Below are 14,499 nucleotides of genomic sequence, written 5' to 3'. Positions count from 1 at the left end.
GGTCTTTGTAGGAGCGGCCTTGTGTCGCGAAGGGCCGCAAAGCGGCCCCAAATTCTCAGCCCCGAGCGAGCTGCCTGCGAAGTTCAGCCAAAACCGGCGCCGTATCCGGCCTAACCCCACGCCAGATAAAGAACGCCTCAGCCGCCTGCTCAGCCAGCATCCCCAACCCATCCAGCACCTTGGCCGCGCCCAGCTTCTCAGCCCACTGGCAAAACGGCGTAGGCTCCTTGCCATACATCATGTCATAGCAAACCGTGCGCCCAGCCTCGACCAAACTGTCGGCAATCGGCGGCAGCTCCCCGGCCAAACTCGCCGAAGTGGCATTGATGATCACATCCACCGGCTCCTGCAACCAGGCAAACCCACTGGCTACCACCGGCCCCAGTTCATCGAACTCGCGCGCCAGCTGCTCGGCCTTTTCCACGGTTCGGTTGGCAATCACCAGCGATTGCGGCTTGTGCGCCAGGATCGGCTCCAGCACGCCCCGAACGGCGCCGCCAGCACCCAGAATAAGAATGCGCTTGCCGGCCAACTCGACCCCGGCATTCACCGTCAGGTCACGCACCAAGCCAGCGCCATCGGTGTTGTCGCCCTGCAAGGTGCCGTCAGCCAATTTGCTCAGCGTGTTCACCGCGCCAGCACGCTGGGCCCGTGGGGTCAGGCTGTCGCACAGGCGGTAGGCCTCTTCCTTGAACGGCACGGTGACATTGCCGCCGCTGCCTTGCTTGAAGAAGCCACGGGCGCAGTCGCTGAACTCGTCCAGCGGCGCCAGCAGGGTGGCGTATTCCAGGTCCTCGCCGGTCTGCTCGGCGAACAGGCGGTGGATCAGCGGCGACTTGCTGTGGCCGATCGGGTTGCCAAAAACGACGTACTGGTCCATGACGGCTCCTTGGTTGTGCACAGGCTTACTGGCCGAGCCAGTCGCGGTCCTGCAGGAAGTACTCGGTCAGGCGCGCTTCTTCACTGCCGGGCGCGGCCTTCCAGTCGTAGCCCCAGCGCACCTGCGGCGGCAGCGACATGAGGATCGATTCGGTGCGGCCACCGGACTGCAGGCCGAACAGGGTGCCACGGTCGTAGACCAGGTTGAACTCTACGTAGCGCCCGCGACGGTACTCCTGGAACTCGCGTTGCTCCGCGGTATAGGGCGTGTCTTTGCGGCGCTGGACGATCGGCAGGTAGGCATCGACATAGGCGTCGCCGATGGCGCGGATGAAGGCGAAGCAGGTGTCGAAGTCCCACTCGTTCAGGTCATCGAAGAACAGGCCGCCGATGCCGCGAGGCTCGCCCCGGTGCTTGAGGTGGAAGTAACGGTCGCACCAGGCCTTGTAGCGCGGGTACACATCGGCGCCGAACGGCGCACAGGCCTGCTCGGCCACGCGGTGCCAGTGGATGCAGTCTTCTTCATTGCCGTAGTAAGGGGTCAGGTCGAAGCCGCCGCCGAACCACCAGACCGCCTCTTCACCTTCCTTCTCGGCGATGAAGAAGCGCACGTTGGCGTGGGACGTGGGCACATGCGGGTTGTGCGGGTGAATCACCAGCGACACCCCCAGCGCCTCGAAACCACGGCCCGCCAGTTCAGGGCGGTGGGCACTGGCCGACGGTGGCAGGCCGGCGCCGAACACGTGGGAGAAGTTGACCCCGCCTTTCTCGATCAGCTTGCCGTCGCCGATCACCCGCGTGCGACCCCCGCCACCGGCTTCGCGCACCCAGGCGTCCTCGACGAAGCGGGCGCCGCCGTCTTCGCTTTCGAGGGCAGAGCAGATGCGGTCTTGCAGGTCGAGCAGGTAGGCTTTCACGGCCTCGGTGCGGCTAGTCATCGGGTCACCAGGAACGGGCAGGGAAGAATTCGCCGCGTAGCATACCACCGCCAGCCCGCGCGCCGCAGTTGACGGCGATCAAGCAAAGGCGTCCGATAGAAGGCCTTTTCCCGATCCCGACGACAGGAGTGCGAGATGGCCAAGCGTATCCAGTTCAGCCAGCATGGCGGCCCGGAAGTGCTGCAGTTTGTGGAATTCGAACCCGCCCCGCCCGGGCCACAGCAGGTGCGTGTGCGCAACCATGCAATCGGCCTGAACTTCATCGACACCTACTTCCGCAGCGGGCTCTATGCACCGCCATCCCTGCCTTCGGGCCTGGGCACCGAAGCGGCGGGCGTGGTGGAAGCCGTGGGTGAGGGCGTCACCCGGCTGAAGGTCGGTGACCGCGTGGCCCATGCCGGCGGCCCGCTGGGCGCGTACAGCGAGGTGCATACGCTGCCGGAGGCCAACCTGGTCAAGCTGCCGGACAACATCAGCTTCGAGCAGGCGGCGGCGGTGATGCTCAAGGGTTTGACCGTGCAGTACCTGCTGAAGCAGACCTATGAGGTGAAGGCGGGTGACGTGATCCTGTTCCATGCCGCAGCGGGTGGCGTGGGTTCGCTGGCGTGCCAGTGGGCCAAGGCGCTGGGGGCCAAGTTGATCGGCACCGTCAGCTCTGCCGAGAAGGCCGAGCGGGCCAAGGCGCTGGGTGCGTGGGCGACCATCGACTACAGCCATGAAGACGTGGCCAAGCGGGTGCTGGAACTGACCGATGGCAAGAAATGCCCGGTGGTGTATGACGGCGTGGGCGCTGATACCTGGCTGACTTCGCTGGACTGCCTGCAGCCGCGTGGGTTGATGGTGAGCTTTGGCAATGCCTCGGGCGCGGTGAGCGGGGTGAACCTGGGGATTCTGGCGCAGAAGGGCTCGCTGTATGTGACCCGGCCGACCTTGGCGACCTATGCGAATAATGCCGAGAACACCCAGGCCATGGCGGATGACCTGTTTGCGATGATTGGCAATGGCAAGCTGGTGGTGGATATCCAGCAAAGGTATCCGTTGAGTGAGGCGGCCAAGGCGCAGGCTGAGCTGTCGGCGCGGCGGACTGTGGGGTCTACTGTTTTGTTGCCTTGAGATGGGCAGGGGATAGCATCAGGGCTGACAAGTGCCTGCCTTGATGTTTGCAGCGCCTGTGAGATCGAGCGCCGCCCGCGCGGCGCTTCGCGGGACAAGCCCGCTCCCACATCTGTTTCGGGCCAGTCTCTTCTGTGAGGTCACCTCTGTCCGCCCTGTTTGTTCCATTCGATATCAGGGGTGGGCAAAAGCTCTTCATCCATCTCCAGCCATGCACCAAGGCTGCAACCCATCTGGCACAGGAATAATTGGCCCGAAACAGATGTGGGAGCGGGCTTGTCCCGCGAAGCGCCGCGCGGGCGGCGCTCGGTCGCATAGGCACCCAACATCCCAAGGCAAGCACCTGTCAGCCCTTACTGCTTAACTGACTGGTATTAGGCCGAAGCCCGTGCCATCCACAGATGGTTGCCTGGGCTGGCCTCTTCGCGGGTAAACCCGCTCCCACAGGGTTCCCTGCCACACCTGTGGATATGTGTTTAGCCCGGCCGCACAACCTCACCAGTAGCCAGGTTACGAATCACACTCGGATTCTTCCTTCCACCCAGCGCCCCACCCAGCACCAGATCCAACTGGCCATGGAAGTACTGTTCCACCCGCAACCGGGTCTTCGCCGCCGGACGTCCGCCGGGGTTGCACGAGGTGGAAATCAATGGCCCAACCAACGCACACAGTTCACGCACCACCGGGTGGTCGCTGACCCTTAGCGCCACGGTGTCATGCTGCCCGGTCACCCACTCGGGCAGCAGGTCCTGATGCGGCACCAGCCAGGTGTTCGGCCCCGGCCAGGTGCTGCCCATGCGATCAATCCAGTCCTCGGGGAAATCCTCGAACAGGAAGTCGAACTGGCGGATGTTGTCGGCGATCAGGATCAGCCCTTTATCCACAGGCCGTGACTTCAGCGCCAGCAGGCGGTACACCGCGTCCTCGTTCCAGGGGTCGCAGCCCAGGCCCCAGACCGCTTCCGTCGGGTAGGCGATCACTGCACCCGCCCGGATCTCACGTGCGGCTTGTTGCACACGAAAACTGCTCACCATTGCTGTTACTCCGCCTATATACCTTGCATATGCGCAGTGTACTTAGCCCACGCGGGCAAACCAACGCCCGGCTTCATTGCTGACCCGGCCAGCCAGCTCCAGTTCGGTCAGCTGCGCCAGCACTTCAGCCAGCGGCAGCTCGCTGCAGTGGGCCAGGCTTTCGCTGGTTTGTGGCGCGGCATGCAGCAAGGCGAGCAGCGGATGGTCGAATCTGTCCACAATTGCCGGCGGCAGGTTCTGCCAGCCCTGCAGGCTTTCCATGATCTGCTCCACAGTCTCCACCAGCAGGGCTCCATCCCGAATCAACTGGTGACAGCCCTTGGCCCCAGGGTGGTGGATAGAGCCCGGTATGGCGTACACCTCACGACCCTGCTCGGCTGCCAAACGCGCCGTGATCAGCGAACCGCTGGCCAGGCTCGCTTCAACCACCAGCACACCCAGCGACAAACCGCTGATGATGCGGTTGCGCCGCGGAAAGTTACCCGGCTGCGGCTCGGCATCCAGCGGGTACTCGGAAACCAGTGCTCCGCCTTGGTCGATCATCGCCTGCGCAAGCGCTTTGTGCCGCTGTGGATAAAGTTTTTGCAAGCCGGTGCCGAGTACGCCAATCGTGCCCCCACCGGCCTGCAGGGCGGCCCGATGAGCGGCACCGTCGATGCCCACGGCCAAGCCACTGGTAATGGTGAAACCAGCCTGCGCCAAATAACGGGAAAATGCCGCAGCCGTATCGATTGCCGGCGGTGAAGCACGCCTGCTGCCCACAATTGCCAGCTGCGGACGTTCGAGCAAAGCGGGGTCACCAGCGACGAAAAGCAGCGGTGGGGCATCGTCAATTTCACCCAGCAGTGGCGGGTAGCCAGGGCCGTCGAACATCAGCAAATACTGACCCGGGCGCTCTAGCCAGGCCATTGCCGCCAGCGCGCCTTCGCGTACTTCGGCGCTACGCCGGGCATCGATACTGGCCTGGGGTATGCCCAGTGCGCGCCAGGCCCCGGCGGGAGCACACAGCGCGGAAGAGGCGCTGCCGAATGCTTCCAGCAAGCTGCGAAACCGTCGCAGTCCCGTCTCCGGCAAGCGATGCAAGCGCAGTCGCGCTTCCAGCTCGGCCGGTGAAAGAGTCGACGAATGGTGACTGAACATGGGGATCATCCTTGATCAAATATAGGGCCATCGACGTGGCACAAACTGTGGATAACTTTGTTGATAACGCTTTGACAACCTGTCCATTGAATAGGCCATCAACATGCCCTGAAAACCCTAGACCAGCTTTCACAGGTGCTGAAATCCCCGTTTCCCTTTATTATGTGTGCTCAGTTTTCAACCGAACGCACAGTGACTGCCTGACTTATGGCCATCTTGAACATTCTCGAATTCCCGGACCCGCGCCTGCGCACCATCGCCAAGCCGGTGACGGTGTTCGACGACGCCCTGCGTCAGCTGATCGACGACATGTTTGAAACCATGTACGAAGCCCCTGGCATCGGCCTGGCTGCCACCCAGGTCAACGTGCACCTGCAAGTCGTGGTCATGGACCTCAGCGAAGACCGCAGCGAGCCGCGCGTCTTCATCAACCCTACGGTCGAAGAGCTGACCCACGACATGGGCCAGTACCAGGAAGGCTGCCTGTCGGTACCGGGCTTCTACGAGAACGTCGACCGCCCGCTGCGTGTCCGCGTCAAGGCCCAGGACCGCGACGGCAAGCCGTACGAGCTGGAATGCGAGGGCCTGCTGGCCGTGTGCGTACAGCACGAATTCGATCACCTCAACGGCAAGCTGTTCGTCGACTACCTGTCGCAGCTCAAGCGCGACCGGATCAAGAAGAAGCTGGAAAAGCAGCACCGCCAGCAAGCCTGATCCCCACCTTCCAGAAGGCTTGCTCCGGCAAGCCTTTTTCTTTTTTGAAGCGAGAACTCCATGCGCATCGTCTTTGCAGGCACTCCAGAGTTTGCCGCCGAACACCTCAAGGCCCTGCTCGACAGCCCGTACGAGATCGTGGCCGTTTACACCCAGCCCGATCGCCCTGCCGGCCGTGGCCAGAAGCTGATGCCGAGCGCGGTCAAGGCGCTGGCCGTGGCCCATGACATCCCGGTGTTCCAGCCGCAGACCCTGCGCAATGCCGATGCGCAAGCCGAACTCGCCGCGCTGAAACCCGACTTGATGGTGGTGGTCGCCTATGGCCTGATCCTGCCGCAAACCGTGCTGGATATTCCGCGCCTGGGTTGCATCAACAGCCACGCATCCTTGCTGCCGCGCTGGCGCGGTGCGGCGCCGATCCAGCGCGCCGTGGAAGCCGGTGACGCCGAAAGCGGCGTGACCGTGATGCGCATGGAAGCGGGCCTGGACACCGGCCCGATGCTGCTGAAGGTGGTCACCCCGATCAGCGCCGACGATACCGGCGGCAGCCTGCACGACCGCTTGGCCGAGATGGGGCCGCCGGCAGTGGTACAGGCCATCGCCGGCCTGGCCGACGGGTCGCTGCAAGGCGAGGTACAGGACGATGCCCTGGCCACTTATGCACACAAGCTGAACAAGGACGAAGCGCGCATCGACTGGAGCCGCCCGGCCGTCGAGCTGGAGCGCCTGATTCGAGCCTTCAACCCATGGCCGGTGTGCCACAGCACCCTGGATGGCGAGAGCGTGAAGGTGCTGGCTGCCAACTTGTCCACAGGCAAGGGCGCCCCCGGTGAGATCCTCTCCGCCAGCAAGGACGGCCTGGTAGTCGCCTGCGGTGACCAGGCGCTGAGCCTGACCCGCCTGCAACTGCCTGGCGGCAAAGCGCTGAACTTCAGCGACCTGTTCAACAGCCGCCGCGAGAAGTTCGCCGCCGGCAAGGTGCTGGGCCAATGAACCCACGCCTCGCCGCTGCCCGTGCCCTTGCCGCTGTGCTCAGCGGCAAGGCCTCGCTGAACAGCTCGCTGCCAGCCCAGCTGGACAAGGTCGAGGAGCGCGACCGTGGCCTGACCCAGGACCTGGCGTTCGGCACCGCCCGCTGGCAACCACGCCTCGACCTGCTGGCCGCGCAATTGCTGCAGAAGCCGTTCAAGGCTGCCGATACCGATGTGCAGGCGCTGCTACTGGTCGGCCTGTACCAGCTGTTCTACACCCGTATTCCGGCCCACGCTGCCATCGGTGAAACGGTGGGCTGCGCCGACAAACTGAAGAAACCGTGGGCCAAGGGCCTGCTCAATGCCGTGCTGCGCCGCGCCCAGCGCGAAGGCGAGGAACTGCTCGCCGGCATGGAGCGCGACCCAGTGGTGCGCACTGCCCACCCGCGCTGGCTGCAAAAATCGCTGAAGGCCTTCTGGCCGGAGCAATGGGAAGCCATCTGCGCCGCCAACAACGCCCACCCGCCGATGATTCTGCGAGTCAACCGCCGTCACCACAGCCGCGATGCCTACCTGGCGCTGCTGGCCGCAGCAGGTGTAGACGCCAGCGCCTGCCAGTTCAGCCGTGACGGCATCGTGCTGGCCGAAGCCTGCGACGTGCGCGGCTTGCCGGGCTTTGCCGAGGGCTGGGTTAGCGTGCAGGACGAAGCGGCGCAACTGTCCGCCGACCTGCTGGAGCTGGCCCCCGGCCAGCGCGTGCTCGATGCCTGCTGTGCCCCGGGCGGCAAAACCTGCCACCTGCTGGAAGCCGAACCGGGCTTGGCCCACATGACAGCCATCGACCTCGAAGCCAAGCGCCTGACCCGCGTGCGCGAGAACCTCGACCGCCTGCAGCTGGACGCCGAGCTGATCGCCTGCGACGCCCGCGATACCGGCAGTTGGTGGGACGGCAAGCCGTTCCAGCGCATTCTGCTCGATGCGCCGTGCTCGGCCACCGGCGTGATCCGCCGCCACCCGGACATCAAGCTGACCCGCCAGGCCGATGACATCCCGGCGTTGGCCGCGCTGCAAGGCGAGCTGCTCGATGCCCTGTGGCCGACCCTGGAAGTGGGTGGCATGCTGCTGTACGCCACCTGCTCCAGCCTGCCGACCGAGAACACCGAAGTGATCGACGCCTTCCTCGCCCGCACCCCGGGCGCGCGGGAGCTGGACTTGGCGACCGAAGCCGGCCTGCGCCAGCCCCACGGTCGCCAGTTGCTGGCCCAGGAAGGCGGCCACGACGGTTTCTACTATGCCAAGCTGATCAAGATCGCCGCCACGCGCGGGTAAGCACAAACGGGTAGGGAGTAGCGGATGAAGATCATCATCCTCGGCGCAGGGCAGGTAGGCGGTACGCTGGCGGAACACCTGGCCAGCGAAGCCAACGACATTACCGTGGTCGACACCGACGGCGACCGCCTGCGCGACCTTGGCGACCGTCTGGATATCCGCACGGTGCAAGGCCGCGGCTCGCTGCCGACGGTGCTGCGCCAGGCCGGTGCCGACGACGCCGACATGCTGGTGGCGGTAACCAACAGCGACGAGACCAACATGGTTGCCTGCCAGGTGGCCTATTCGCTGTTCCACACCCCGACCAAAATCGCCCGGGTGCGCGAGTCTTCGTACCTGACCCGTGAAGAGCTGTTCGACAACGACCATATCCCGGTCGACGTGCTGATCAGCCCCGAGCAGGTGGTGACCAACTACATCAAGCGCCTGATCGAACACCCAGGCTCGCTGCAGGTGATCGACTTCGCCGAAGGCAAGGCCCAGCTGGTGGCGGTGAAGGCCTACTACGGCGGCCCGTTGGTCGGCCAGCAGTTGCGCCAGATCCGCGCGCACATGCCCAACGTCGACACCCGCGTGGCAGCCATCTTCCGCCGCGACCGGCCAATCACCCCACGTGGTGACACGGTGATCGAAGCGGATGACGAGGTGTTCTTCATTGCCGCAAAGAAGGACATCCGTGCGGTGATGGGCGAATTGCGCCGCATCGACGAGACCAATAAACGCATTGTCATCGCTGGCGGCGGGCAGATCGGCGAGCGCCTGGCCGAAGCCATCGAAAGCCGCTACCAGGTGAAGATCATCGAGATGAGCCCGGCCCGTTGCCGGCACCTCTCCGATACCCTGGAAAGCACCGTGGTGCTTCAAGGCAGCGCCTCGGACAAGGACCTGATGCTCGAAGAGAACATCGCTGATGCCGATATTTTCCTGGCCCTGACCAATGACGACGAAGCCAACATCATGTCGTCGCTGCTGGCCAAGCGCCTGGGGGCGGGCAAGGTGATGACCATCATTAACAACCCCGCCTACGTCGACCTGGTACAGGGTGGCGATATCGATATTGCCATCAGCCCGCAGCTGGCAACCATCGGTACCCTGCTGGCGCACGTGCGCCGCGGCGACATTGTCAGCGTGCACTCGCTGCGCCGTGGTGCAGCCGAGGCTATCGAGGCCGTGGCGCATGGCGATTCGAAGTCGAGCAAGGTGGTCGGCAAGGCCATCGAAGACATCGCCCTGCCACCGGGCACCACCATCGGCGCGATCATCCGTGACGAAGAGGTGATGATTGCCCACGACGACACCCTGATCGAATCGGGTGACCATGTGATCCTGTTCGTTGTGGATAAAAAGCATATTCGCGATGTGGAAAAGCTGTTCCACGTCGGCTTGAGTTTCTTCTAGGAGAAAAGAGCATGCGCGAGTCGCTGGAGAAAATGCTGGCCAAGGGTGTGGATAACCCGTTGCTGAGGTTTGGCCTGGGTAAAGCCTGGCTGGATGAGGGCAATGGTGCTGAGGCGGCAGTGCACCTGGCGCGCTGCCTGGAGCAGGACCCTAAGTATTCGGCGGCGTGGAAGCTGCTGGGGAAGGCTTATCAGCTGGTCGGGGACTTGCCGGCGGCGCGCAAGGCCTGGGAGGACGGGATCGTGGCGGCGCAGGCCCATGGTGACAAGCAGGCCGAGAAAGAGATGACCGTATTCCTGAAGAAGCTCAACAAAGCCTCCGGTTGACGCGGTCCTTGTAGGAGCGGGTTTACCCGCGAATGCGATATTGGATCAACCGACGCATTCGCGGGTAAACCCGCTCCTACATGGGACTGTGAAAGGCTTAATACCAGCGCGGCTCGCCCGCCGGGCGCTTCTTGAAGCGCTTCATGCTCCACATGTACTGGCTGGGGTACTCGCGCACATAGCGCTCCACCACCTTGCTCATCGCCGCCGCCGACACATTCACGTCGGTGCTGTACATCTCTTCCGGTGCCGCTTCGAGGAATACCTTGAAGCCCGAGCCATCCGGCAGCCGCAGGGCATGCAGGAACACCCCCACCGCCTTGCCCCCGGCCAGCATGTTCGGCACGAACTTGCTGGTCAGCGCCTGGGTACCGAGGAACGGCACGAACACGCCCGCCGATTCCGCCGGCTCCGGGTCGGCCGGGATGCCCACCTGGCCACCCCGGCGCACTTCCTTGATCACGCTAAGGATGCCTTCCTTGGTCGATGGCGCCACACGGTTGCCCATCTGCACCCGCTGTTCGCGCAGAAGGTCGTCCACCGCCTTCAGCTTCGGCGGCCGGTAGAAGATGATCGGTTTGCACTGGTTGCAGTAGAAGTGGTTCAGCACTTCCCAATTGCCCAGGTGGCTGGTGATGCCGACCACGCCCTTGCCCGAGGCCAGGGCCTGCTCCAGCACTTCAAGACCGTGCACTTCCTTGACCAGCTCCAGCGAACGCTGCGGCGGCCAGATCCAGGCGCAGGCGCTTTCGACAAAGGACTTGCCGATATCGCGCAACGCCTGGCCGACCAGTTGCTCACGGGCAACCGGGTCCATTTCGGGGAAGCACTTGGCCAGGTTGATCCGCACCACGTTGCGCGAACCGTTGGGGAGCTTCCACATCAGCCAGCCGATGCCGGCACCCACGCGCTGCACAGCGCCCCAGGGCAGCTTGGCAAACAGACGCAGCACCCCGACCATCAGGGCGCCCTTGAACTTTTCCACAGGCGAATTCCTTATTTCAGCAAGGCGCGCATTGTAACCCCTCAGCGCAGCAAGGCGGGGTAGCGATCGCAATCGGTGGTGTGGTCCATGACCATGCCAGTAGCCTGCATGAAGGCGTAGCAGATGGTCGGGCCGACGAAGGTGAAGCCGGCTTTTTGCAGGGCCTTGCTCATCGCCTTGGCTTCATCGGTCACCGCCGGCACCTCGCTGCGGGCGGTGAAGTGGTTGACCTTCGGCGCGCCGCCAACGAACGACCACAGCCATTCGGCGGGGTTATCCACAGCCAGCCAGGCCTGTGCATTGCGCCGGGCAGCCTTGAGTTTGAGGCGGTTGCGGATGATACCGGCATCCTGCATCAGTTCTTCGATGCGTTCATCGCTCATGGCCGCCAGTTTCACCGGGTCGAAGCCGTGCATCACTTCGCGATAACGCTCGCGTTTGCGCAAAACGGTGATCCATGACAGCCCCGCCTGGAACCCTTCGAGCAAAAGCATCTCGAACAGCAACGCCGGGTCACGCTGGGGCGTTCCCCATTCCTGGTCATGGTAGGCCTGGTACAACGGATCGTCGGTACACCAAAAGCAGCGTGGCATAAGGCTCCAATGAGTAGAGGGCGAGGCGAATCAGGTTATACTCCCGCTCTTTACATCCGCATCCCCAGATACAGGTGAATTTCGTGAGCCAGCCTACGCCAGCCGTGCGTACCTTCCAAGACCTGATCCTCGCCCTGCAAAACTACTGGGCAGCTCAAGGTTGTGTGGTGCTTCAGCCCTACGATATGGAAGTAGGCGCCGGCACTTTCCACACCGCTACATTCCTGCGCGCCGTGGGTCCAGAAACCTGGAACGCCGCCTACGTGCAGCCTAGCCGTCGCCCTGCCGACGGGCGGTATGGCGAAAACCCCAACCGCCTGCAGCACTACTACCAGTTCCAGGTAGTGCTCAAGCCGAACCCGGCCAACTTCCAGGAGCTGTACCTTGGCTCGCTGAAAGCCATCGGCCTGGACCCGCTGGTGCACGACATTCGCTTTGTCGAAGACAACTGGGAATCGCCGACCCTCGGCGCGTGGGGCCTGGGCTGGGAAATCTGGCTGAACGGCATGGAAGTCACCCAGTTCACCTACTTCCAGCAGGTGGGTGGCATCGAGTGCTACCCGGTCACCGGTGAAATCACCTACGGCCTCGAACGCCTGGCCATGTACATCCAGGGCGTCGACTCGGTGTACGACCTGGTGTGGGCTGACGGCCCGTTCGGCAAGGTTACCTATGGCGACGTGTTCCACCAGAACGAGGTGGAGCAGTCGACCTACAACTTCGAACACGCCAACGTCGAGAAGCTGTTCGAACTGTTCGACTTCTACGAAAGCGAAGCCAACCGCCTGATCAAGCTGGACCTGCCACTGCCGACCTACGAAATGGTGCTGAAGGCCTCGCACACCTTCAACCTGCTGGACGCCCGCCGCGCCATCTCGGTAACCGAGCGCCAGCGCTACATCCTGCGCGTACGTACCCTGGCCCGGGACGTGGCACAAAGCTATCTGCAAGCCCGTGCACGCCTGGGCTTCCCGATGGCCACCCCTGAACTGCGTGACGAAGTGTTGGCTAAGCTGGAGGCTGCACAATGAGTGCTCAAGATTTCCTGGTAGAACTGGGCACCGAAGAGCTGCCACCCAAGGCCCTCGCCAGCCTCGGCGACGCCTTCCTGGCCGGCATCGAGAAAGGCCTGCAGGCCGCTGGCCTGAACTACACCGGCAAGCAGGTATACGCCGCGCCGCGTCGTCTGGCCGTGCTGATCCGCCAGCTGGACGTGCAGCAGCCAGACCGCAGCATCAACATCGACGGGCCACCCCTGCAGGCCGCATTCAAAGACGGCGAGCCGACCCAGGCTGCCCTGGGCTTCGCCAAGAAGTGCGGTGTAGAGCTGGCCGAAATCGACCAGAGCGGTCCCAAGCTGCGCTTCTCCCAGCACATTCCAGGCAAGGCTACCGCCGGCCTGCTGCCAACCATCGTCGAAGATTCGCTGAACGACCTGCCGATCCCCAAGCGCATGCGCTGGGCGGCCAGCCGTGAAGAGTTCGTGCGCCCGACCCAATGGCTGGTAATGCTGCTGGGCGACCAGGTAGTCGACTGCACTATCCTGTCGCAGAAGGCTGGCCGTGAATCCCGTGGCCACCGCTTCCACCACCCGGAAAACGTGCTTGTCACTACCCCGGCCAACTACGTCGAAGACCTGCGCAAAGCCTACGTGCTGGCCGACTTTGCCGAGCGTCGCGAGCTGATTAGCAAGCGTACCGCGGAGCTTGCCATGCAGCAGGAAGGCACAGCCATCGTGCCACCGGCGCTGCTGGACGAAGTGACCGCACTGGTGGAGTGGCCGGTGCCGTTGGTGTGCTCGTTCGAGGAACGTTTCCTCGAAGTGCCGCAGGAAGCCCTGATCACTACCATGCAGGACAACCAGAAGTACTTCTGCCTGCTGGACAGCGAAGGCAAGCTGCTGCCGCGCTTCATCACCGTGGCCAACGTTGAAAGCCGCGACCCGAAGCAGATCGTGCAGGGCAACGAGAAGGTCGTGCGCCCACGCCTGACCGACGCCGAGTTCTTCTTCAAGCAAGACAAGAAACAACCGCTGGAAACCTTCAACGAGCGCCTGAAAAACGTGGTGTTCCAGGCTCAGCTGGGCACTGTGTACGACAAGGCCGAGCGCGTTTCCAAACTGGCTGCCTTCATCGCCCCGCTGATCGGCGGCGACGCCCAGCGCGCCGGCCGTGCCGGCCTGCTGTCGAAGTGCGACCTGGCCACCGAAATGGTCGGCGAATTCCCTGAAATGCAGGGTGTTGCCGGTTACTACTACGCGCTCAACGACGGTGAGCCGGAAGACGTTGCCCTGGCCCTGAACGAGCAGTACATGCCACGCGGTGCTGGCGCCGAGCTGCCGCAGACCCTCACCGGTGCTGCCGTGGCCATTGCCGACAAGCTCGACACCCTGGTCGGCATCTTCGGCATCGGTATGCTGCCTACCGGCAGCAAAGACCCGTATGCCCTGCGCCGTGCCGCGCTGGGCGTGCTGCGGATCCTGATCGAGAAGCAGCTGGACCTGAACCTGACCGGTGCGGTCGAGTTCGCGGTCAAGCAGTTCGGTGCCAAGGTCAAGGCTGCCGGTTTGTCCGAGCAGGTGCTGGAGTTCATCTTCGACCGCCTGCGTGCGCGTTACGAAGACGAAGGCATCGACGTGGCCACCTACCTGTCGGTACGTGCCCTGCAGCCAGGCTCCGCGCTGGACTTCGACCAGCGCGTACAGGCGGTGCAGGCGTTCCGCAAGCTGCCGGAAGCCGAGGCCTTGGCCGCGGTGAACAAGCGTGTGTCGAACCTGCTGAGCAAGGCCGAAGGCGCCATCGCCGAACAGGTCGAGCCGAAGTACTTCGACAATGCCAACGAGTTCTCCCTGTACTCGGCCATCCAGCAGGCCGACCAAGCCGTGCAACCGATGGCTGCTGCACGCCAGTACAGCGAATCGCTGGCCCGCCTCGCGGCCCTGCGTGATCCGGTCGACGCCTTCTTCGAGGCGGTAATGGTCAACGCCGAAGACGCCAAGGTACGTGCCAACCGTTATGCCCTGCTCAGCCGCCTGCGCGGCCTGTTCCTGGGCGTGGCTGACATTTCGCTGCTGGGGTAA

14 protein-coding genes are annotated in these 14,499 nt (G+C 63.6%); 8 read left to right on the top strand and 6 right to left on the bottom strand.

From position 1 onward, the window contains the following. Window positions 1-55: 55 nt before the first annotated feature. Together aroE and hemF are read right to left on the bottom strand one after the other, a co-directional pair. Window positions 56-880, bottom strand: a complete 825-nt coding sequence (gene aroE / locus ACIP02_RS02985) for a shikimate dehydrogenase (protein WP_400613046.1) — start codon at window positions 878-880, stop codon at window positions 56-58. Between the two features lie 25 nt (window positions 881-905). Then, on the bottom strand, window positions 906-1,817 hold the full coding sequence (gene hemF / locus ACIP02_RS02980) for an oxygen-dependent coproporphyrinogen oxidase (RefSeq protein WP_400613044.1): 912 nt from the start codon (window positions 1,815-1,817) through the stop codon (window positions 906-908). 135 nt (window positions 1,818-1,952) lie between these two features. On the opposite strand from hemF, the gene ACIP02_RS02975 reads away from it, so the two are divergent. Further along, entirely contained in the window at window positions 1,953-2,930 is a 978-nt protein-coding gene (locus ACIP02_RS02975; RefSeq protein ID WP_400613042.1) for an NADPH:quinone reductase, read from the top strand. Window positions 2,931-3,406: 476 nt separating this feature from the next. Here the strand turns inward: ACIP02_RS02975 and ACIP02_RS02970 are convergent, their stop codons facing one another. Together ACIP02_RS02970 and dprA are read right to left on the bottom strand one after the other, a co-directional pair. Beyond that, window positions 3,407-3,964: an L-threonylcarbamoyladenylate synthase gene (locus ACIP02_RS02970; RefSeq protein ID WP_011953122.1), complete on the bottom strand. Its 558-nt coding sequence runs from the start codon at window positions 3,962-3,964 to the stop codon at window positions 3,407-3,409. Between the two features lie 42 nt (window positions 3,965-4,006). Further along, complete coding sequence (gene dprA / locus ACIP02_RS02965) at window positions 4,007-5,104, bottom strand: DNA-processing protein DprA (protein ID WP_400613038.1); 1,098 nt, start codon at window positions 5,102-5,104, stop codon at window positions 4,007-4,009. Window positions 5,105-5,311: 207 nt separating this feature from the next. On the opposite strand from dprA, the gene def reads away from it, so the two are divergent. From def to ACIP02_RS02940, 5 genes are read left to right on the top strand one after another with little or no spacing between them, the layout of a single operon-like run. Continuing rightward, window positions 5,312-5,818 carry a peptide deformylase gene (def, locus tag ACIP02_RS02960; protein ID WP_016712797.1) on the top strand — a complete coding sequence of 169 codons (507 nt, stop codon included), beginning with the start codon at window positions 5,312-5,314 and terminating at the stop codon, window positions 5,816-5,818. 60 nt (window positions 5,819-5,878) lie between these two features. Further along, window positions 5,879-6,811 carry a methionyl-tRNA formyltransferase gene (gene fmt / locus ACIP02_RS02955; RefSeq protein ID WP_400613035.1) on the top strand — a complete coding sequence of 311 codons (933 nt, stop codon included), beginning with the start codon at window positions 5,879-5,881 and terminating at the stop codon, window positions 6,809-6,811. Then, complete coding sequence (gene rsmB, locus ACIP02_RS02950; RefSeq protein WP_400613033.1) at window positions 6,808-8,118, top strand: 16S rRNA (cytosine(967)-C(5))-methyltransferase RsmB; 1,311 nt, start codon at window positions 6,808-6,810, stop codon at window positions 8,116-8,118. Before fmt ends, rsmB begins: the two co-directional genes overlap by 4 nt. Before the next feature lie 24 nt (window positions 8,119-8,142). After that, a complete protein-coding gene (gene trkA, locus ACIP02_RS02945; RefSeq protein WP_201200348.1) occupies window positions 8,143-9,516 on the top strand; it encodes a Trk system potassium transporter TrkA in 1,374 nt (457 codons plus the stop codon). An 11-nt stretch (window positions 9,517-9,527) separates the two neighbouring features. Continuing rightward, window positions 9,528-9,842, top strand: coding sequence for a tetratricopeptide repeat protein (locus tag ACIP02_RS02940; protein WP_400613031.1), 315 nt, complete (start codon window positions 9,528-9,530; stop codon window positions 9,840-9,842). A gap of 97 nt (window positions 9,843-9,939) precedes the next feature. Here ACIP02_RS02940 and ACIP02_RS02935 read toward each other — a convergent pair whose 3' ends face one another. Then, the gene (locus ACIP02_RS02935; protein WP_400613029.1) at window positions 9,940-10,827 is read right to left on the bottom strand and encodes a lysophospholipid acyltransferase; all 888 of its coding nucleotides are present in this window, start codon (window positions 10,825-10,827) and stop codon (window positions 9,940-9,942) included. 41 nt (window positions 10,828-10,868) lie between these two features. Then, window positions 10,869-11,420: a DNA-3-methyladenine glycosylase I gene (locus ACIP02_RS02930; RefSeq protein ID WP_400613027.1), complete on the bottom strand. Its 552-nt coding sequence runs from the start codon at window positions 11,418-11,420 to the stop codon at window positions 10,869-10,871. Window positions 11,421-11,503: 83 nt separating this feature from the next. Between ACIP02_RS02930 and glyQ the strand changes: the two genes are divergently transcribed. Continuing rightward, window positions 11,504-12,451, top strand: coding sequence for a glycine--tRNA ligase subunit alpha (gene glyQ, locus ACIP02_RS02925; RefSeq protein ID WP_012312032.1), 948 nt, complete (start codon window positions 11,504-11,506; stop codon window positions 12,449-12,451). Continuing rightward, a complete protein-coding gene (gene glyS / locus ACIP02_RS02920) occupies window positions 12,448-14,499 on the top strand; it encodes a glycine--tRNA ligase subunit beta (protein WP_201200340.1) in 2,052 nt (683 codons plus the stop codon). Before glyQ ends, glyS begins: the two co-directional genes overlap by 4 nt.

Origin of the sequence: Pseudomonas sp. NPDC089408, assembly GCF_044749445.1 — a bacterium.
Lineage (GTDB): Bacteria > Pseudomonadota > Gammaproteobacteria > Pseudomonadales > Pseudomonadaceae > Aquipseudomonas.
Note: the sequence above shows the minus strand (reverse complement) of the source record. Positions and strands in the feature narration are given on the sequence as shown.

Coding starts and splice junctions, on each gene's coding strand:
- dprA (WP_400613038.1), bottom strand. CDS start 5,104: ATGTTCAGTCACCATTCGTCGACTCTTTCACCGGCCGAGCTGGAAGCG.
- hemF (WP_400613044.1), bottom strand. CDS start 1,817: ATGACTAGCCGCACCGAGGCCGTGAAAGCCTACCTGCTCGACCTGCAA.
- ACIP02_RS02970 (WP_011953122.1), bottom strand. CDS start 3,964: ATGGTGAGCAGTTTTCGTGTGCAACAAGCCGCACGTGAGATCCGGGCG.
- ACIP02_RS02940 (WP_400613031.1), top strand. CDS start 9,528: ATGCGCGAGTCGCTGGAGAAAATGCTGGCCAAGGGTGTGGATAACCCG.
- trkA (WP_201200348.1), top strand. CDS start 8,143: ATGAAGATCATCATCCTCGGCGCAGGGCAGGTAGGCGGTACGCTGGCG.
- ACIP02_RS02930 (WP_400613027.1), bottom strand. CDS start 11,420: ATGCCACGCTGCTTTTGGTGTACCGACGATCCGTTGTACCAGGCCTAC.
- fmt (WP_400613035.1), top strand. CDS start 5,879: ATGCGCATCGTCTTTGCAGGCACTCCAGAGTTTGCCGCCGAACACCTC.
- ACIP02_RS02975 (WP_400613042.1), top strand. CDS start 1,953: ATGGCCAAGCGTATCCAGTTCAGCCAGCATGGCGGCCCGGAAGTGCTG.
- def (WP_016712797.1), top strand. CDS start 5,312: ATGGCCATCTTGAACATTCTCGAATTCCCGGACCCGCGCCTGCGCACC.
- rsmB (WP_400613033.1), top strand. CDS start 6,808: ATGAACCCACGCCTCGCCGCTGCCCGTGCCCTTGCCGCTGTGCTCAGC.
- aroE (WP_400613046.1), bottom strand. CDS start 880: ATGGACCAGTACGTCGTTTTTGGCAACCCGATCGGCCACAGCAAGTCG.
- glyS (WP_201200340.1), top strand. CDS start 12,448: ATGAGTGCTCAAGATTTCCTGGTAGAACTGGGCACCGAAGAGCTGCCA.